The sequence below is a fragment of the Bacillus cereus genome (genome assembly GCF_007678085.1).
Lineage (GTDB): Bacteria > Bacillota > Bacilli > Bacillales > Bacillaceae_G > Bacillus_A > Bacillus_A cereus_BE.
The window spans coordinates 20,800-38,308 of record NZ_VEDW01000003.1; the positions used below are offsets into that span (position 1 = coordinate 20,800).

Here is a 17,509-nt window from a genome sequence, read left to right on the forward strand (position 1 = left end):
TTAGGGGGCGAAAGGGTTGGATTATACAACGAAACAAATGGAAATACTTTCGGACATTCGTACACTTTTGCATAAAAAAGAAGAACATTTGAAAGGACAAAATGAGAAATTTCTTCGTGAGACAGGTATAAGTGGTATGTCTTTATCTGAGTTACATGTGATTGAGTGTATTGGGAAAAGTGGTCTGATGAATGTAACGGCAATTACGACAGAAATGGGAATGACGAAGGGGGCAATCTCTAAAATTTGTACAAAGTTGTTTCAAAAGCAATTCGTTGAGAAGATGCAAATGTTAGATAATCAAAAAGAAATTTTCTTCCGCTTAACGGAAAGTGGAAATGAAATATATAAAGCTCATGATAAATTGCATAAACAAGCTGAAGAAAAGTGGCTGTTACTTTTAGATGGATATACGAAAGAAGAGCAAGATTTTATTCAAAGGTTTATAAAGGATGTCTCCAAACATTTGGAAATATAATTGGAAGAAAAAACTCCTTTATTTCAAGTCTTTTGAATATAATTTCTAAAAAAACTCATATATAATAGAGAAAGATACTTAACATGGTGAATAATTAAAGAGTCAATATATAAAGAGGAGAGAATAACATGCTTGAAAATACGGGGTTAGTATTAGAAGGCGGCGGTATGCGTGGTGTATATACGGGCGGGATATTAGAATATTTTATGGAACAAGATTTATATTTTCCATATGTAATCGGTGTATCAGCTGGTGCTTGTCATGCAGCGTCGTATCTTTCCAGACAAAAAAATAGAAATAAAACAGTAAATATTGATTATGCATCACACCCGCAATATTTATCGTATAAAAACTTATGGAGAAAACGTCAGTTATTTGATATGGATTTCATTTTTCATGAAATCCCAGAAAAGCATGTGCCGTTTGATTTTGAAACATACTTTAATAGCCCAGAGCGATTCCTTGTAGGAACAACAGATTGTGAAACCGGACAGTCTGTTTATTTTGAAAAAGAAGGAACGAATGATGATGCACTAAATTTATTACAAGCATCTAGTTCATTGCCTTTCATTGCACCTGTAGTAAATTACCGTGGTAAACAGTTATTAGATGGAGGAATCTCTGATCCGATTCCAGTTCGTAAAGCACAGGAAGATGGATTTAAAAAATCAGTCGTTATTTTAACGAGAAATCATGGTTATGCTAAGAAAAAATCAAAGTTTGGATGGGTGGCAGCGAAAGCTTATAAAAAATATCCGAACCTTGTTAATACGATGTTGAATCGTTATGAAGTGTATAATGAAACACTTCACTACATTGAAAAAGAAGAGCAAGCTGGGAACTTATTTGTTATTCGTCCAGAAGTACAGCTTCAAGTAGATCGTATGGAAAAAGATACAGCAAAACTACAAAATTTATATGAACAAGGCTATGAAGATGCAAAGAGACAGTTTGCAGATTTACAGTCGTTTTTACAAAAATAATGATTAGGCTGCGGAGAAGAATTTCTCTGCAGTCTTTTTATATTGCTACTTATACGTTACTTTTTAAAAATGTATGAATGTTTAAGTGTTTAAAGAGTTTGTAAAACATCGAGGTTTCTTATTGAGGAGAATTTATTTGAAGGATATTATGATGATGTAGCGCTACTAAACTATTAAATTTATGAGGTGATTGTTAATGAAAGGAAAAGTTTTTTCAATTACGACTTTAGTATTATTAGCAACATCAATCTCAACAAGTGAATTCTATCCAACTCTAAGCGGTCACAAAAGCGGTAACCTACTATCTTACAGAGCTCAAACTACTACGAATCAAAATGCATCTCGTTGTTCAGTAGCAATTTCTTTTATTAAATCAAATGGAAATAATTCATATATTGAAAGCGCTTCAGACAAATTAGGATCCCATGAATCTGGAAGAGCATTAAACGCAACTGTGAGTAATGGTGCATATAACGCCTTTGGTGCAAAAGGACTATACTCGGAGCATTATGCGAATGAGAATAATGACTATCAAGAAGATACACACAAAGGTACTTTTGATAGTAATGGTAACTTACGATTACAGTGGTAAAAAATATTAAACAGTTGTTTTTATAAATATTTGGATAAGGAGAAGGGGATGTTCAGCATCTCCTTCTTATTTAAAAGGAGCACAGACATGTACCTAGCTTTTAAAAATATAAAAAGTAATAAACTGTTTTTCTTAATTCTTCTTATGTCATTTTTTATTTCTTTTCTTTCTATATCAGTAGCCGCGCTTTTAACAGAGTCTAAACGAAATTTTATAGCTGCCTTTCAAATTGGTTTTCCAGAAAAGAATCAAACGTTAACTGTTCCGATAGCGAATGAAACCGAATTGGAAACGATAATTCCCCTCATACAAGATACTTTTGTGAAAAGTGATATTTACGTAGAAAATTTAAAAGCATTGAATAGTTCAGGGGCAACAAAGATCATAGCTGTGAACTTAAAAGATGATTATTATTGGAAGCCATATATTTCTGAAGGACAATATTTTCATCGTGAAAATGTAAACGATATGGTTGTTGGCGATCAAACGAATGTAGAGGAGTTATATGAATTTGATGATACATATAAAAAAATAGGAACTATATCAAGAAAGGACAGTGACGTCGGTGTAGCAGGCATATACGTTCCACTTCAAAACTTACCCACTATATCTAAAAAAGGTATTATCGCGAGTAAACAATTACAATTAACAGTTGTTAATCCTACATCATCTATTCATAACGAAATAAAAAAGTTTATGGGTAGGAGTAAAGAAGTGCTTTCGGGAGATGTTCAAATACTGAATGAACGAAATCTTCAGGAACTAGATGTGACACATGTAGATCCAGCAAATAAGTATTACTATAAATTCATTCTTGTTGCAATTGTTTCTGGCATTTCTGCGGTTTTATTTTGGATTTATAAAAAAGAAAAAGAGATTTCATTAAAAAAAGCAGTAGGTGCTTCTAATATATCTATTTACTGCGAACTATATATTCAAATTTTGTTTATTTCTCTAGTAGCGATGTTCTTAGTTTTTATTACGTTAGAAATGTTTTCGGGAACAATTCATACTTATTTTCAGACATACTTAGTAAAACCGTTAACACTATATGTATTGATATGCAATGTTGTTTTTATAATTCTTCTTACAATTTGTGTTACTGTAATTCCAATCAAGCACATTATAAATATATATCCCGGAAAACATTTAAGAACGTAGGAGGTCTTCATGTTTTTTATATTTGATTCTATACGGTCTGTGAAAAAACGGTTGTTACCAAGTTTGATTATAGTAATTTCTTTAATTATTGCATTTTCTTCAGCAATAGAATTTGTTAGTAATCTTTCCGGATATCGAAAAATGATGACGATAGCAAATAATTTATCGACTCATAAAAATTTCTATGAACTTTATGCGACGCAAGATATAACATTGTTTAGCGAAGAAAAAGCGAAAAATGATTATCAACATTTCATGCAAGGGTTATCTAATACGATACCAATAACAAATAAAACAAATTATTTGTTCCGTAACTATTCACTTAGTTTAAAAGAAGAAAATGGAACGATAAAGACTCTTATTGTTGATAAAGATATTAATAAGTACTTTCATATACGAATTTCACAAGGAAGATATTTTGAGGAATCGGAATTTCATAAATCAGTATTTGATATTAGACCTGTTATATTAGGTGCTAATTATATAGGTAAGGTATCTATTGGTGATGTTATACCATCTGGAAAAATGAAGCTAAAAGTAATTGGCTTTTTAGAAAAAAATTCACCATTCACATATCCTCGAAGCGGTGAAATATCGGATAATCGTATTACATTATTAGATGACATGGCGATTTTACCAATTGGAACAGAAGAAATAGAGTTCTATAGTGCAGAACTTTTATACAATGGGTTAATTATAGAAACAAATGAGAAGATAAATATAAATGAATTTCAAAAGAAAGTATTAAAGGTAACAGAAGGTAAGGGTTATTCGTATTATGTTACAAATCCGAATAAATTGTTAGAAAATGAAAAACAAGGTATTGATAATATGTCATACCCCTTATTATTAAGCGGTACAGTCTTATTTTTTTCATTTCTATCTATCGTATTAACATCAATGGCAGCACTTTATATGGAGTGTAAAAATATTTCTATTAAATCAGCGTTAGGTGCAAGCACTTTTCAAATATGTCTTCCATTTATTATTGAGTATATGTTGCTATTCGTTTTATCGATATGTTTAGGAATAATGTATTTTCAATGGGAGAATAGCGGAGTAATTGAAATTCAGAAAGGGCTAGAAAATAGTATAGTATCTTTCTTTGGAACGTTAAAAGTCTCTATAGAATCATTGGTTGTTATAGGTGCTTTATCAATTATAATGATCTTCATTATATATGCAATCATTTATTTCACTGTATTAAAAATAAAAAAATATATATGAAAGAGGTGTTATAGATGATTAGGCTTGAAAATGTAGCGAAGTGCTTTGGACATAGTAATTTTAGTGCTTTAAAAGATATTAATCTTACAATAGAACAAGGCGAAATGGTAGCTATTATGGGCCCCTCTGGTTCAGGGAAATCTACTCTTCTTAACATTATTGGCTTAATTGATAGCCCCTCTACTGGAAAGTATTTTTTAGATGGAATGGATACAAGTACATTAAAGGCAAACTATCATAAGTATAGAAATACGGAAGTGGGATTTGTGTTTCAGAACTTTTCGCTATTAGATGATTATACAGTTGTTGAAAATGTAATGCTTCCGCTTGTATATAGAAGAATTTCTCATAAGAAACGTATGCAAATTTCAAAAGAAATGCTGAAAATGGTAGGGATTGAGAGGCATATTAACAAATATCCTTACGAGTTATCAGGTGGAGAACAGCAAAGAACAGCAATAGCAAGGGCTTTAGCACAAGATACTAAAATTATCCTCGCTGATGAACCAACGGGTGCTCTTGATCAAGAAAACGGAAAGAAAATTATGAGCATCTTAAAAGAGATTCATAAACAAGGGAAAACGGTGCTAGTTGTAACACACGATCAAAAGGTAGCTGCATGCTGCCAGAGGACAATACGTTTGCTTGATGGATGTATGGTATAATATGGATAAAAGTATGTGAAGAGGTGATACATATGGAAAATGTATATAAAGGTCTTAGACATACTGGATTTACTATGTTGCTTATTTTTGGTGGTGTATTTTTACTGCGCTGGTTCATTCATGATGAAATGCTACTAGATCAGCTTATTGGGTTGAGTGTAGGGATGGTAATGGTTGTTTCATCCGTTTTGATTCAAAAGTATAGTAAAGAATTACAAGTAAATGAGAAGTGTTAAAAGTAATTCGTATGATTGTTATAAAAGAAAAGTAGAGCATCTAATTTCGATGCTCTACTTTTCTTTTATAAATAAAAAATCCCTCTTTATGAGGGATTTTAATGTGGTAAGAAAATTAATTGATAAGCGAACAAGATTCCGAATACATACACAAGTGGGTGAACAGCACGGAATTTACCTTTTGCCACTTTCATAAGTGGGTATGAAATAAATCCAAGTGCGATACCTGTTGCGATACTTGATGTAAGTGGCATGCTTAAGATTACTAAGAATGCTGGGAATGCTTCATCAAATGCGTCCCAATCGATGTGGCGAACTGATCCCATCATAAGACTACCAACGATAATTAATGATGGGGCAGTAATAGCTGATACACCAGAAACGGCACTTACTAATGGTCCGAAGAATGCTGCTAGTGCGAATAGAACAGCTACTGTAACAGTTGTTAAACCAGTACGACCACCAGCTGCAACACCAGCAGATGATTCAATGTAAGCTGTTGATGGTGTTGTTCCGAACATAGAACCGATTGTTGCTGAGAATGAGTCAGATAGAAGAGCTCGTCCAGCTTTTGGAAGCTTTCCATCTTTCATAAATCCACCTTGTTGAGCAACGCCAAGTAATGTACCTGTTGTATCGAATAATGTAACAAGGAAGAATGAAAATACAACGCCGTATAATCCGTAGTTAATTACATCAGATACAGCAGTAATTGGATTGGAAACGATGATTCCTTCTGGTAATCCAGGCATTGATGTAACGCCGTTTGAGAACGATAATTGTCCTGTGAAGTAAGCGATAATACCAGTTAATAGCATTCCGATAAATAGTGCACCATTTACATTTAAAGACATAAGGACAATTGTAATTCCAAGTCCAGCTAATGCTAGTAGTACTGGAGCAGAGTGAAGATCACCAAGTCCAACTAAGTTTGCTTCATTTTTTGTAACGATACCTGTTAAACGTAAACCGATAAAGGCGATGAAAAGACCGATACCAGCAGTAATTGCATGTTTTAAGTTTTCAGGAATTGCTTCCATTAATTTTGTACGGAAAGATGTGAATGATAACAAAATTAAAATCATACCTGCTACGAATACAGCAGAGAATGCAATTGCGAAAGTCATGCCTTCATGAGCTTTTACAACAGAGTAAGAGAAGTAAGCATTTAATCCCATACCTGGTGCAATTGCGATTGGTAAGTTTGTAAAGATCGCCATAAATAATGTTCCGACAACAGCAGCGATAATTGTTGCTGTAAATGCTTGTTCAAATGGAACTCCTGCATCCCCAAGGATGACAGGGTTTACGACAATGATATATGCCATTGTTAAGAAGGTAATAATACCTGCCATAATTTCAGTTTTAATAGAAGTTTTATGTTTTGAAAGGTTAAACATATAAACATCCTTTCTGTTTACGAATAATTTTCACAACAGTTATATATAATATTCGTTTTTTAACTATTTTGCAATAGTTTTGCATAAAAAGTTTACAACAATTCATATTTTGTGTCTTAAATTCGAATATTAATCGTAAAACGACGTGTGAATTTCAGTTTTTATTGTGCACATATTATAAGGAAAAGGAGTTGAAAGAAGATATGCCGCAGCAAAAAAACTTTGTAACAATGCCAGCGCAACATCAAAATAAACAACCTGGTATTGAATCGTTAATGAACCCTCTACCGCAGTTTGAAGATCCAAACTATAAAGGAAGCGAAAAGTTAAAAGGAAAGAATGTATTAATTACAGGGGGAGATAGTGGAATTGGACGTGCTGTTTCTATCGCTTTTGCGAAAGAGGGAGCGAATATTGCGATTGCGTATTTAGATGAAGATGGAGATGCAAATGAGACGAAGCAACGTGTAGAACAAGAAGGTGTAAAGTGTGTGTTGTTACCAGGTGATTTAAGTGATGAACAGCAGTGTAAAAATATTGTAGAAGAGACCGTCAAGCAACTAGGTAGTGTAAATGTTTTAGTAAATAATGTCGCGCAGCAATATCCGCAGCAAGGGCTAGAATATATTACAGCAGAACAGTTAGAAAAGACTTTTCGTATTAATATTTTTTCTTATTTTCACGTTACGAAAGCAGCACTTTCTCATTTAAATCAAGGGGATGTCATTATAAATACGGCGTCTATTGTTGCGTATGAAGGAAATGAAACTTTAATTGATTACTCGGCAACGAAAGGAGCAATCGTAGCTTTTACAAGGTCACTTTCCCAATCGTTAGTGCAGAAGGGGATTCGTGTAAATGGTGTTGCGCCCGGGCCAATTTGGACACCACTTATTCCATCAAGCTTTGATGAGAAGAAAGTTGCTCAGTTCGGGAGCAATGTTCCGATGCAAAGGCCTGGTCAACCGTATGAATTAGCGCCATCATACGTATACTTAGCGTCTGGCGATTCATCCTATGTTACTGGGCAGATGATACATGTAAATGGAGGCGTTATTGTAAATGGATAGTTTTCATTTATAAGAGCAAAGTATAGTTAATTCCACTTATTATAGTGAGCGCTAGGGGAGAGATATAGATGAAAAAATTATGTTTCGTCATACTATTATTTTTCATCCTACCGGTTAGTACCTTTGCTGATACAGATCATCTAATATTAGTGAATCTTACGACAAACCAATTATCTTTTTTTGAAAATGGAAATTATACAAAAACATTCCCCGTGACAACTGGAAGAGATCGTACCCCTACGCCTGAAGGTAATTTTTGTATTATAACTAAATATAAAAATAAAGAATACCATCGGAAAAAAATAGCTGGTGGTGCACCGAATAATCCTCTTGGTACGCGTTGGTTAGGTTTGGATAAAAAGGAGTACGCGATTCATGGAACAAATCGGGAATGGACGATTGGAAGCCGAGAGTCGAATGGTTGTATTCGCATGCATGACAGGGATATACAATGGTTATATGATAGGGTGCAATTACAGACGAAAGTGATCATTTCTCGCTTTCATACGAGCCCCGAATATGCAGCGAATAAGCTTGGTTACCGCGTTGTGAGCTGGAATGGTCGTAAAGTAGAAGAAGAGCAAATTGGCATGCTTACGTTAGTTGATCGTGCCGATATATATTGGCAAGAACCAAATGGGCAGTTAACGAAAGTGAAAACGGTATTACCAAACGAAAGATATCCAGTGTATTTAAAACGAAAAGATGGAATATATTATATAGGAAACAATTTGTATATAGTGGATGAAACTGGAGAAAAAATTCGTTATGAGCAAATCCCTTCTTCGGTTTTAAGTAATATATATAAACGGAAATATAATGTTCCGTAATGGCTACCGTATTATAGACGGTAGCTTATTTCTACTTCGAGTTTAACTGCAACTATTGTATTTTGCTGAATATAATACAGTACAGATAGGGGGGCGGTTACATTATGAAAAGTGAATTTGCTTTTAAAATTTTCTTAGTAACGACCTGTTTATTTATCGTGTATTTGTATGCGTTTCTCGTCTTTTCTTTTTATGTTCCGTATGTTGATTTGATATTGTTCTTCGGATTTATTTGGGCATTTGTAAAAGCAAGAGAAGGAGAGAAGAGTATATATCGGCGCATTACCTTATGTGGGACAGTTGTTCTCGTTATTTTGTACTTTTTTATGATGCATGATTTTTGGAGAGGAATGTAAAAAAGCATACGAGTAATCGTATGCTTTTTTTGTTTAATATTTTTGCTTAAATGTATGACAACAAGTTTCTACACTCGTTGTTACAGAACTTTCTAGCGTCTCGTTTGTTAAAACCGCGCTTGTATATGAATCATTTGTATTCGAACCAGATTCTTGTGCATCTGGTTGAACAATGATTGCACTTGCTTGACAAAAGTTACCTTGTCCCCAAAATGAACAATTGGAAACAGAGCATTTTACTTCTGGCATAAAACCCCCTCCTTATACATTAGTTTGGGATTTTACGCCCATTTCATGTGTAGAAGGAGTTTCCTTTTCTCGTTATTTTTTCGTTTGCTCAAGCCATTCTTTTAATTTGTCTTTCGGTTGTTCACCACTAATACGGCTTACTTCTTTGCCATCTTTAAAGTGAATGATTGTTGGAGTTCCTTTAATTTTATATTCATCCCAAGGAGCATCTATTTTTTCAATATCCATAACTTTCATATCAACGTTCAAGTCTTTAGCCATTGGTACTACGACAGGAGATAGCTTTTGACAATGAACACAAGATGTTTGATAAAAGTATACTGTTTCTTCTTTTTTCTCTTTTAAATTCTTTTGAAGATCTGAAAGAGAGATTTTGTTTGTATAGTAGTCAGGGCCATTTGTTTTACTATCAGTAGCATTATCAATTTTTTGGCTAGTAGCATTTTTTTCTTCCATTTGTGTGACAGCGAAAATTGCTGCAAACAAGGCGATAATAATACCACCAAATATAAGCATTTTTTTCATTGTTTCATCTCCTTATTTGTTTTTTATTACAATGAAACTACAAACAGCGATTGTAATAAAGCCGATAAGTGCTAAAAACGGGATTGTAATAAAACCAAACCAGTTTATGAATTCTCCGGTGCAAGGTACACGGCCGCAAGCTGCTCCGGCAGCTGAAAATGCTGCGACTTTTTGAATTGCATAGTGATATAAAGAAATACAAGCACCAATACTTGCAATTGGTAAAGAATAACTGGCGATGCGATAATCTTTCTTTGCTACAGCGATGCCAAGCCATAAAACGAATGGGTACATAACAATACGTTGATACCAACAAAGTACACAAGGCTCAAATTTCATGATTTCGGAAAAGTACAGACTTCCTAGTGTAGCGACAAAAGAAGCTCCCCATGCGGTAAGTAAAGCATATTCTTGCTTTTTTTCTCGTCCCATATTTTATACCTCTCTTATAATAGTTACATACTAAATTATAGTATGAAGTGCTACAGAAAAGAAAGAAAAAATATGTTTATCAATAAAAGTTTTATAAGAGGAAACTTTTATTGATATAAACATTTTAAAAAAGCGCTATTCTCATAAAGAGAATAGCGCTATATTTTACATTTGAATTTGCTCTACTTCTTCTATATGTGACTTTTGGGATGCATGGTCAATATATTGAAATAGGAGCTGCAATTGTTTATCAACTTCTGGCATTTCTTTACTGTATTGATAAGCGTGTAAAAAATGTTCAATACGCTTAGAAAATAGTTGATCGTTCGTTTGAACCATAAGAACGAGTAATTTATCCCAATTACAGCAATACGTGTAATAGAGAGCTTTGTCATAGTCGTTATATGTTTGCACTGTGTACCCTCCTTACTGAGGAGTTATATATAGTGTGTGACAAGCAAGGAGAAATACACTTGAAAGAATTTGTTAAGAAAAAAAGTGAATGAAAAGAAAAAACGAGGTGTTTCCTCGTTTTTAAGCTTTTGGCATTGGCGTAGGTGTTGGCTTGCCATAGCCCTCTTTGTATTTATTGTCGATATAATTGCGAATTTCCAGCGTTGATTTTCCTTTTTGTTTCATAGAAGCAGATTCAACTGCGATTTCTAGGCAATTGACACAAGTCGTTGCGTGGGAATCCCAAACAACTTCACCATTCTTTTTAATTTCACGAATAAAGCAGTTTTTATTATTTTTATGTCCTACACTCTCACCACAACCGCAGTAACATGGAATCCAATCTAATAGCTCTGCATTTTGTCCGGCGACAGTGTAGATATCTTTCATTTGTGGATCAAGCTTGTCTAGGAAGGTAGGAAGTGTGTCGACTCCTTTTGTTTTTTCTTGAATATCAGCTTGCTGAGTATGCAATGCGTGGTCATGCTCTTCTTCTGATTCAGATGATTTCTTTTCGTTTGTACTAGTAGCTCCGCAACCAGCAAGAATTAAACTCAGTACTGCAAGTAAAGAAAATACATATTTCTTCATACGCTTGTCCCCTTTACAAATGTATTAATCAAATTGTATCAGAGATTATGGTGTATCGGTTGAAGATTTTTTCGACTGATTTTTGAAGCGCCATCGTAGTGAATGAAATAGAAATAAAATTGGGATATAAGCGTATACAATATATAAACCAGCTTGAGATAGTACCGTATTTAATGTATTGATACTTTCACGGTTTGTGAAGAACAAAGAAGCTATAAAGACCATGAAAATAAAAAGCGGTAATGTAAATTTAAATGAAATATGGAATGAACGCTTCATCGTTTGACATGATGACCAAATGGTTAAGCAAAGATTTGGCAAAATAATTAAAAACCAAACAAAAATAATAATGTATTCAAAGCGTTGAATGAAAGGAACTTTAATAATTTTTAACATTGTTAAGGTAGGCCAAATAGTGTGATTTAATTGCCCCTCGCTGTAATACATAAAGGATACGATGGCTAAAATCACATAAATTAAGGTACTAAAAGCAGTTCCGGCATGGGCCCATTTTTTTAAGGATTTTCCTTTTTCAATAAATGGATAGAAGATTAGGATTGTTTCAAAACCAAGAAATTCTAAAGCAGAGTGTTTTGCTGATATAAGCATGTCAAGAGGTGAATGTGTAAAGATAGGTAAAATATTACGGAAATGTGCATATTTCATTGGATAAATTAAAAAAAATACAACGAAAATAGGAAGCACAATACCCCAAAAGCATATCCCTGTCACAGAGCGGAACCCGCCTTTTATAATATAGTAAGTCACTAATAAAAACATAAGGGTAAGTTTCCATAATTTAATAGTAGGGAAAATCCAAACTTGTATTACTTCCATATATGTACGAAGAACAGTAAGGCAGAATAATAAGCAATAAAGAGTAAAAATTACGGAAAATATAGAACCAATCCATTTTCCAAAGGTCGTTGTATGAATGCTAATTAAATCTCCATCTTTTTCTAACATTTTTAGCATGCAAAAAAGTACAATATGAGTTGCAATCCCCGCAATAATAAGAGAAATCCAGGCATCATAACCAGCATTTTTTAAAATTACACGTTGATATCCGAGAACTCCTATACCGATCTGAAGAGAATGCAATAAAATAAATGCAAAATATGGAGAGACAGTTTTTGTTTTATTTATTGTATTCATTGCTTATTTCACCTCACTATTCCCCGATTCCAGATTGTACAATATTAATATCTAAATTTATATCCACAGCTACATTCGGATACATATTTCTAATTTGATTTATATTCCATTTTCTCGTATGACTTCTAATTTCATCGCGTATTCCTAAAGGATCAATTTTTTTTTCTTGAAATTGTTTTATTAATTTTTCACAGTCTTGTTCAACATTTCGTTCGATTTGTTTTTTTATATAATTGATATTTGTTTTTTTTCTTAAATCAATCCAATTAGGAGAATTTTTAATTAATCCATTTAGTTTTAAATGAATTTTTACTTTTGGTATGTCACCAGTTTGATCTATATCATACTTACTTTCCCCAGCTAAGTTTTGTATGACAACCATGCCTTTATGTTTATCCTTTTTTATCGCAGCTTCGTAACGCCCATTTTTTGTAGGGTTAATAAGCAATTTTGCTAAAACAGAATGTCTTTTATCTGTATACATGACGACTTTATCACCTTTTAAAAAAGCAAGTCCTTTAACAGCGATGGAATGATTATCGCTCATTTTAATATAAGGGACATAAGCATCACATACAGAAGAGTAGTAATTATATAAAAAAATGTTTAATGAGGTTTGTGGAATGTTCTCATTTCGTATATTTTGTTCAAGTAAATCAGCAATATATAATGACCCATTTTTTTTCCCATAATTTAAAAGCTCTTCAGCTGATCCATCTACAATTGCTAGTTGTATATCACGCCCGATATTTGGGTCACGTTGTAAGTTAGTAATAATTTCTCCCATTCCTTGTTCTCCTAGATCTTTTCCAAATAGAACGACACGCATTTGACCTACAACAACATTGTGAGGGGATTTCGCATTTAATCGTGAAGCGATTGTTTCAAGTGAACGGGCAGATGTTGATTGGGTTTCTGGTTTAGCCTTTACACCATGTGTATACTCTGGAAATAAGATCGTTCCTTGGAATCTTTTGTTTTTTGTGATATCAAATCCAGCTACATGAATAATACGCTGCGTATCCACTATATACGTTTGTGTACAACCAGTTTGTAGAACAAGGAAGATAATGATAAGGTGCAATAAAATCTTTTTCATTCATTATCACCATCACGTTTTTGCTTCGATTTGTTTGGATTATAGCGCCATTTTGATATTGGTCTAAGAAAAGAAGGCCTTTGTGCCGTTTGGCTAAATGGTAATCGAAGAAAACCTTCTGCTGTACCTAAACCACGAAATGGATATAAAGGTAATAAATAAGGTGATCCAAGTGATTTTAATTTAATTAAATGAGCTAAAATGAATACAAACCCGACAATAAGACCTAATCCACCAAATGCACCAGCTAAAAGAATAAGCGGAAATCGTAACAACCGAATAGTAGAAGACATTTTTACAGTCGGTGTTGTGAAAGATGCAAGAGCGGATAAAGCAACTGCAATTAATAAAATCGTACTTGTTAAAGCGGCTTCAACAGATGCTTGCCCAATTACAATCCCGCCAACAATACCAATTGTTTGTCCGACTTTTGTCGGTAAACGTGCTCCCGCTTCACGAAGCAATTCGATTGTAATTTCTAAAAAGAGTGCTTCTAGAATTGGAGGGAAAGGTACGTTAGCTCTCGAAAAAATAATAGGTCCTAGTAAATCAGCAGGAATCATTTGATAATGATATGTCAAAGCTGCTGTATAAATAGCGGAGGAAAAAAGAGAAAAGATAGCTCCGAAAAAACGAATGATACGAAAGAAAGAACCAATCATCCAGGGTAAATAATAATCTTCTGGCGAAATAAAAAAATCTAGTAACGTTGTTGGTCCTGATAAAGCATATGGAGAGCCATCTGTTAAAATTAAAACTTCCCCGTTAATTAATGAGAATACAGCTCGATCTAATCGTTCTGTAGGTAATAGAACAGGAAAAGGTGAATTGCTATTATCACTAATAAATTGTTCAATCATAGTCGAATCAAATGGGACATCAAAATCAATGTCTTCTAGTCGTTGTATTGCAGTGTTGATAAATTGTTCATTTGTAACTCCTTCTATATATGCAACTGCTACTTTCGTCTTTGACATAGATCCCACGATAACTTCTTTGAAAATGAGTTGCTCCGTTACAATATTTCGGCGTAATAAGTGTATATTTGTATCAAGGTTTTCAACGAAACCGATTTTAGGTCCGATTACGCTATACTCATTTTCTGTATCGTTATATAATCGTGTTCCTAAAACAGTACTTTCGGCACGAATCAAAGCATATTGATGGGGATTCGAATTGCTTTTTAAGCGTACTAAAATATATCCACCTAATAATTTCTGACGAATATCATCAATAGAAGGAGAGGTAATAATATCTTCAATAGAGACGATATTACATAGGTCAGAGATGTTTTGAATTTGTTCCGATTCCTTTTTTATAGGAGTTAATACGAATTGCTTAATAATAAGTGCTTCCACGACAGATTTATAATAAAACAAGCATAACGTTTCGTCTTCAAGTATGTTATAAGAGACAAAATCGCTAGATTCTTTCATAGTTTGTATAAATTCTGGAATAGAACAAATTGGTTTTGCTGTAGTCTTTTTGGATTTTTTAGATGATAAACCGAACATTTTTTCACCCCTTACCCATATATCATTTACTTGTGTTAGTTTTTGGGAAAGGCGGGAATTTATACTTGAAAATTGAAAGTTCATAAAGAAAAGGAAGAGTATTGAAGATCTCTTCCTTTTTGGCATATTAATTTGTTTTCTTTTCTTTAATAGACTTCACTAATTTAATCATTTCAGCTCGTATATCTTCTTTTTTTACATTTAGTTTTTCTGCAATTTGTTTAATGTCCATTCCGTCTTTTTTCATTTTTAGTACATCATCAAGAGGAGTATTACTTTTTTGAGAGATGATTGTTAATACTGTGAGCTGACGTAATCCGATATTATATTCTTTCATTTTTTGTTTTAGGCCGTCTGGTGTAGATTTTTGCATATTTGCTAATTCTTGCAGTAGTGCTTTTTTCGTTTCTTTATTCATATGATGCTTTTTCAACTTACTTGGATCTACACCGAAATGTTCGGCTGTTTTCTCCCAAGATTTATTTTGTTTATAGTAAGCTAAAACGTCTTTTATTTCTTTTTTACTCATTCTTGCAATGTGAGCAGCTTTCCAAATTTCATGTTTGTTATAGCCTAGTTTTTCGAGCGACTGCATTTCTTCTTCCGAAACTAGTTTATGATGATGGAATGTTACTTCTTTTGGTGTGGCAGCAGAAGCGGGGAAGGTAGATATCCCACATAATAATGCGGCCATAGTCATACTTAATGCAATTTTTTTGTACATTTAAACTCCTCCTAGATGGATAATGTGGAAAACTGTACACATATCATTTCCATAAAATGTGAAATACTTGTGAACAAATCAAGTTTTTTTATTCACAAGTATGAAATGACGTTTTTGGAAGTTTTCCAACATAAAACATTGATTAATAGTAAAAAACTAGGGTATAATCGAAATTGAAAATCAATATCAATAATAAACGTATACATATAGATAAAAATAAGGGAGAGAAAAATATGACTACATATACTTCCATCGCAAATGTGATTAAAGAAAGACGTTCTGTTCGTACATTTACAGACAAAGCAGTAGACAAAGAGTTATTAATTGAACTATTAAACGATGCAACGTGGGCACCAAATCATAAACACCGTGAACCATGGAATTGTAAATTATACATTGGAGAAGGCCGTCAGAAGTTAGTAGACGCAGTATTAAACTCTTTCACAGAAGAAGAAAGAGCGAAACGCGGTAAAATTTTATCAGATCGTTTCTTAAGCACGCCGGCACAAATCGTTGTATATATAAATGAAGATCCTCGTCAAATTCAACGTGACGAAGATTACGCTGCAACATGTGCATTTATGCAAAACTTCCAACTGCTTGCTTGGGAACGCGGTTTAGGTTGCGTTTGGAAATCAGGCGGATTAAACTACAATCCATTATTTATAGAAGGACTTGGTTTAACAAGAGGTCAACGCATCATTGGAATTCTTCACCTTGGCTATTTCGATAAAGCACCAGAAGGAAAAGCTCGTACGCCAATTACGGAGAAGATGGAGATTATTGAAGGTTAAATAAGTAAGGTATTCTTGTGTTAAACAAGGATGCCTTTTTTATTTCAATCATTTTGGCAGGTTTGCTATGAGAAACGTCAAATACATATGTTTATGTGGATGTTAAATAGTCTTGTAGATAGTCAGGGTGTGAAGTTACTAGTTTTAACATAAATTCACTACGTATTTTGAAAGGACTGTCTTTATGTTACAAGCTGAAATTAAAGGGAAGTTTTATAGCAGCAGTGAAGATGTATTGACGTCATCCGTTATTGGAAGTATGCGTTATTTATCTTCACCATCTTTTTTTGTAGAGTTAGTAAATAACAGTTTTAATAGGCACGGAGAAGGTTTACATGTTGATAAGAAAATAAAGAAAATAACCTATTTATTTTGGGAAAGGTTAGAAAATAGCGAGCCAGATGTGTTAGTAATGTTAGAAAATGAAGATGCTACTTACCATATTATATGTATAGAAGCGAAGTTTTTATCAGGTAAGTCTAGTAAAGAAGATGAAACAGTTGATTTGATGGAGAGAAAGAATTTCCAGCGAGATCAATTGGCAAGAGAATTGGAGGATTTACATAGCAACAATTTTTATAAATATGTTTCTATTCCTCTATCAAAAGTAAATGATATATCACTTATTTATCTAACTAACGATACCAGTATGCCGCACGTAGATTTATTGGACAGTTCTGTTCATGTGCGTTTACCGGACGCAGAAAAAAAGATATTTTGGCTTTCGTGGTCTATGATTTATAGTGCGGTTTGTGAATGGATTGAGTATGGAACTATGCAAGATCAATGCATTTTATATGACTTAAAGCTTTTATTAGAGAAAAAGGGATTAAATAATTTTAGCGGATTATCAAAATTAGAAGAAGTCTCGAAAAATTGTTGGGTATATTCAAAGGCAAGCTCACAATACAGGTGGGGTGGTTTATCTGAAGTAGTATGTGACGCTTGGAAATATACACAGAGAGGAAAATGATG

21 protein-coding genes and 1 pseudogene are annotated in these 17,509 nt (G+C 33.5%); 12 read left to right on the top strand and 10 right to left on the bottom strand.

The genetic code is table 11. The features are described 5' to 3' along the window. The first annotated feature begins 16 nt into the window (after nt 1-16). From FS742_RS13750 to FS742_RS13780, 7 genes and pseudogenes are all read left to right on the top strand, one after another. Nucleotides 17-478, top strand: coding sequence for a MarR family transcriptional regulator (locus FS742_RS13750; RefSeq protein WP_144612967.1), 462 nt, complete (start codon nt 17-19; stop codon nt 476-478). 128 nt (nt 479-606) lie between these two features. After that, entirely contained in the window at nt 607-1,461 is an 855-nt protein-coding gene (locus FS742_RS13755; RefSeq protein WP_144612969.1) for a patatin-like phospholipase family protein, read from the top strand. A 196-nt stretch (nt 1,462-1,657) separates the two neighbouring features. Further along, nucleotides 1,658-2,053 carry a hypothetical protein gene (locus FS742_RS13760; protein WP_144612970.1) on the top strand — a complete coding sequence of 132 codons (396 nt, stop codon included), beginning with the start codon at nt 1,658-1,660 and terminating at the stop codon, nt 2,051-2,053. A gap of 87 nt (nt 2,054-2,140) precedes the next feature. Continuing rightward, entirely contained in the window at nt 2,141-3,214 is a 1,074-nt protein-coding gene (locus FS742_RS13765) for an ABC transporter permease (RefSeq protein ID WP_000280233.1), read from the top strand. A 9-nt stretch (nt 3,215-3,223) separates the two neighbouring features. Next, nucleotides 3,224-4,455 (top strand): annotated as a pseudogene (locus FS742_RS13770) (ABC transporter permease). Further along, nucleotides 4,456-5,106, top strand: coding sequence for an ABC transporter ATP-binding protein (locus FS742_RS13775; protein ID WP_144612974.1), 651 nt, complete (start codon nt 4,456-4,458; stop codon nt 5,104-5,106). A 32-nt stretch (nt 5,107-5,138) separates the two neighbouring features. Beyond that, on the top strand, nt 5,139-5,342 hold the full coding sequence (locus FS742_RS13780) for a hypothetical protein (protein ID WP_144612976.1): 204 nt from the start codon (nt 5,139-5,141) through the stop codon (nt 5,340-5,342). A 98-nt stretch (nt 5,343-5,440) separates the two neighbouring features. Here FS742_RS13780 and FS742_RS13785 read toward each other — a convergent pair whose 3' ends face one another. Further along, nucleotides 5,441-6,742, bottom strand: a complete 1,302-nt coding sequence (locus FS742_RS13785) for an NCS2 family permease (protein ID WP_144612977.1) — start codon at nt 6,740-6,742, stop codon at nt 5,441-5,443. A 203-nt stretch (nt 6,743-6,945) separates the two neighbouring features. Here FS742_RS13785 and FS742_RS13790 point away from each other — a divergent pair, with 203 nt between their 5' ends. The 3 genes from FS742_RS13790 (at nt 6,946) to FS742_RS13800 (ending at nt 8,998) form a co-directional block, all read left to right on the top strand. Beyond that, a complete protein-coding gene (locus FS742_RS13790) occupies nt 6,946-7,812 on the top strand; it encodes an SDR family oxidoreductase (protein ID WP_144612979.1) in 867 nt (288 codons plus the stop codon). 68 nt (nt 7,813-7,880) lie between these two features. Then, on the top strand, nt 7,881-8,642 hold the full coding sequence (locus FS742_RS13795; RefSeq protein WP_144612981.1) for a L,D-transpeptidase: 762 nt from the start codon (nt 7,881-7,883) through the stop codon (nt 8,640-8,642). Nucleotides 8,643-8,746: 104 nt separating this feature from the next. Further along, nucleotides 8,747-8,998 (top strand): hypothetical protein, encoded by a 252-nt coding sequence (locus tag FS742_RS13800; protein WP_000834191.1) that lies wholly within the window; start codon nt 8,747-8,749, stop codon nt 8,996-8,998. A gap of 33 nt (nt 8,999-9,031) precedes the next feature. Here FS742_RS13800 and FS742_RS13805 read toward each other — a convergent pair whose 3' ends face one another. From FS742_RS13805 to FS742_RS13845, 9 genes are all read right to left on the bottom strand, one after another. Then, entirely contained in the window at nt 9,032-9,247 is a 216-nt protein-coding gene (locus FS742_RS13805; protein ID WP_144612983.1) for a DUF1540 domain-containing protein, read from the bottom strand. Nucleotides 9,248-9,319: 72 nt separating this feature from the next. Next, on the bottom strand, nt 9,320-9,772 hold the full coding sequence (locus FS742_RS13810) for a thioredoxin family protein (RefSeq protein ID WP_000738441.1): 453 nt from the start codon (nt 9,770-9,772) through the stop codon (nt 9,320-9,322). Nucleotides 9,773-9,784: 12 nt separating this feature from the next. Further along, entirely contained in the window at nt 9,785-10,204 is a 420-nt protein-coding gene (locus FS742_RS13815; protein ID WP_000532273.1) for a disulfide formation protein C, read from the bottom strand. Between the two features lie 165 nt (nt 10,205-10,369). Beyond that, nucleotides 10,370-10,618, bottom strand: coding sequence for a YhdB family protein (locus tag FS742_RS13820; protein WP_001195460.1), 249 nt, complete (start codon nt 10,616-10,618; stop codon nt 10,370-10,372). A 120-nt stretch (nt 10,619-10,738) separates the two neighbouring features. Continuing rightward, on the bottom strand, nt 10,739-11,248 hold the full coding sequence (locus FS742_RS13825) for a PCYCGC domain-containing protein (RefSeq protein ID WP_144612984.1): 510 nt from the start codon (nt 11,246-11,248) through the stop codon (nt 10,739-10,741). Nucleotides 11,249-11,293: 45 nt separating this feature from the next. Continuing rightward, complete coding sequence (locus FS742_RS13830) at nt 11,294-12,403, bottom strand: GerAB/ArcD/ProY family transporter (protein WP_098147987.1); 1,110 nt, start codon at nt 12,401-12,403, stop codon at nt 11,294-11,296. Between the two features lie 16 nt (nt 12,404-12,419). Further along, a complete protein-coding gene (locus FS742_RS13835; RefSeq protein WP_144612986.1) occupies nt 12,420-13,502 on the bottom strand; it encodes a Ger(x)C family spore germination protein in 1,083 nt (360 codons plus the stop codon). Then, the gene (locus FS742_RS13840; protein WP_144612988.1) at nt 13,499-15,016 is read right to left on the bottom strand and encodes a spore germination protein; all 1,518 of its coding nucleotides are present in this window, start codon (nt 15,014-15,016) and stop codon (nt 13,499-13,501) included. The genes FS742_RS13835 and FS742_RS13840 overlap by 4 nt, the downstream gene beginning before the upstream one ends. Nucleotides 15,017-15,143: 127 nt before the next feature. After that, the gene (locus FS742_RS13845) at nt 15,144-15,740 is read right to left on the bottom strand and encodes a hypothetical protein (RefSeq protein ID WP_144612990.1); all 597 of its coding nucleotides are present in this window, start codon (nt 15,738-15,740) and stop codon (nt 15,144-15,146) included. Between the two features lie 233 nt (nt 15,741-15,973). Here FS742_RS13845 and FS742_RS13850 point away from each other — a divergent pair, with 233 nt between their 5' ends. After that, nucleotides 15,974-16,534, top strand: coding sequence for a nitroreductase family protein (locus tag FS742_RS13850; protein ID WP_144612991.1), 561 nt, complete (start codon nt 15,974-15,976; stop codon nt 16,532-16,534). A 184-nt stretch (nt 16,535-16,718) separates the two neighbouring features. Further along, entirely contained in the window at nt 16,719-17,507 is a 789-nt protein-coding gene (locus FS742_RS13855) for a hypothetical protein (RefSeq protein WP_144612993.1), read from the top strand. The last annotated feature ends 2 nt before the right edge of the window (nt 17,508-17,509 follow it).

Excerpts from the sequence above, each read along its gene's own strand:
- FS742_RS13855 (WP_144612993.1), top strand. The coding sequence starts at position 16,719 with ATGTTACAAGCTGAAATTAAAGGGAAGTTTTATAGCAGCAGTGAAGAT.
- FS742_RS13795 (WP_144612981.1), top strand. The coding sequence starts at position 7,881 with ATGAAAAAATTATGTTTCGTCATACTATTATTTTTCATCCTACCGGTT.
- FS742_RS13810 (WP_000738441.1), bottom strand. The coding sequence starts at position 9,772 with ATGAAAAAAATGCTTATATTTGGTGGTATTATTATCGCCTTGTTTGCA.
- FS742_RS13835 (WP_144612986.1), bottom strand. The coding sequence starts at position 13,502 with ATGAAAAAGATTTTATTGCACCTTATCATTATCTTCCTTGTTCTACAA.
- FS742_RS13830 (WP_098147987.1), bottom strand. The coding sequence starts at position 12,403 with ATGAATACAATAAATAAAACAAAAACTGTCTCTCCATATTTTGCATTT.
- FS742_RS13755 (WP_144612969.1), top strand. The coding sequence starts at position 607 with ATGCTTGAAAATACGGGGTTAGTATTAGAAGGCGGCGGTATGCGTGGT.
- FS742_RS13805 (WP_144612983.1), bottom strand. The coding sequence starts at position 9,247 with ATGCCAGAAGTAAAATGCTCTGTTTCCAATTGTTCATTTTGGGGACAA.
- FS742_RS13845 (WP_144612990.1), bottom strand. The coding sequence starts at position 15,740 with ATGTACAAAAAAATTGCATTAAGTATGACTATGGCCGCATTATTATGT.
- FS742_RS13790 (WP_144612979.1), top strand. The coding sequence starts at position 6,946 with ATGCCGCAGCAAAAAAACTTTGTAACAATGCCAGCGCAACATCAAAAT.
- FS742_RS13765 (WP_000280233.1), top strand. The coding sequence starts at position 2,141 with ATGTACCTAGCTTTTAAAAATATAAAAAGTAATAAACTGTTTTTCTTA.
- FS742_RS13775 (WP_144612974.1), top strand. The coding sequence starts at position 4,456 with ATGATTAGGCTTGAAAATGTAGCGAAGTGCTTTGGACATAGTAATTTT.
- FS742_RS13785 (WP_144612977.1), bottom strand. The coding sequence starts at position 6,742 with ATGTTTAACCTTTCAAAACATAAAACTTCTATTAAAACTGAAATTATG.
- FS742_RS13840 (WP_144612988.1), bottom strand. The coding sequence starts at position 15,016 with ATGTTCGGTTTATCATCTAAAAAATCCAAAAAGACTACAGCAAAACCA.
- FS742_RS13780 (WP_144612976.1), top strand. The coding sequence starts at position 5,139 with ATGGAAAATGTATATAAAGGTCTTAGACATACTGGATTTACTATGTTG.
- FS742_RS13825 (WP_144612984.1), bottom strand. The coding sequence starts at position 11,248 with ATGAAGAAATATGTATTTTCTTTACTTGCAGTACTGAGTTTAATTCTT.
- FS742_RS13850 (WP_144612991.1), top strand. The coding sequence starts at position 15,974 with ATGACTACATATACTTCCATCGCAAATGTGATTAAAGAAAGACGTTCT.
- FS742_RS13800 (WP_000834191.1), top strand. The coding sequence starts at position 8,747 with ATGAAAAGTGAATTTGCTTTTAAAATTTTCTTAGTAACGACCTGTTTA.
- FS742_RS13760 (WP_144612970.1), top strand. The coding sequence starts at position 1,658 with ATGAAAGGAAAAGTTTTTTCAATTACGACTTTAGTATTATTAGCAACA.
- FS742_RS13815 (WP_000532273.1), bottom strand. The coding sequence starts at position 10,204 with ATGGGACGAGAAAAAAAGCAAGAATATGCTTTACTTACCGCATGGGGA.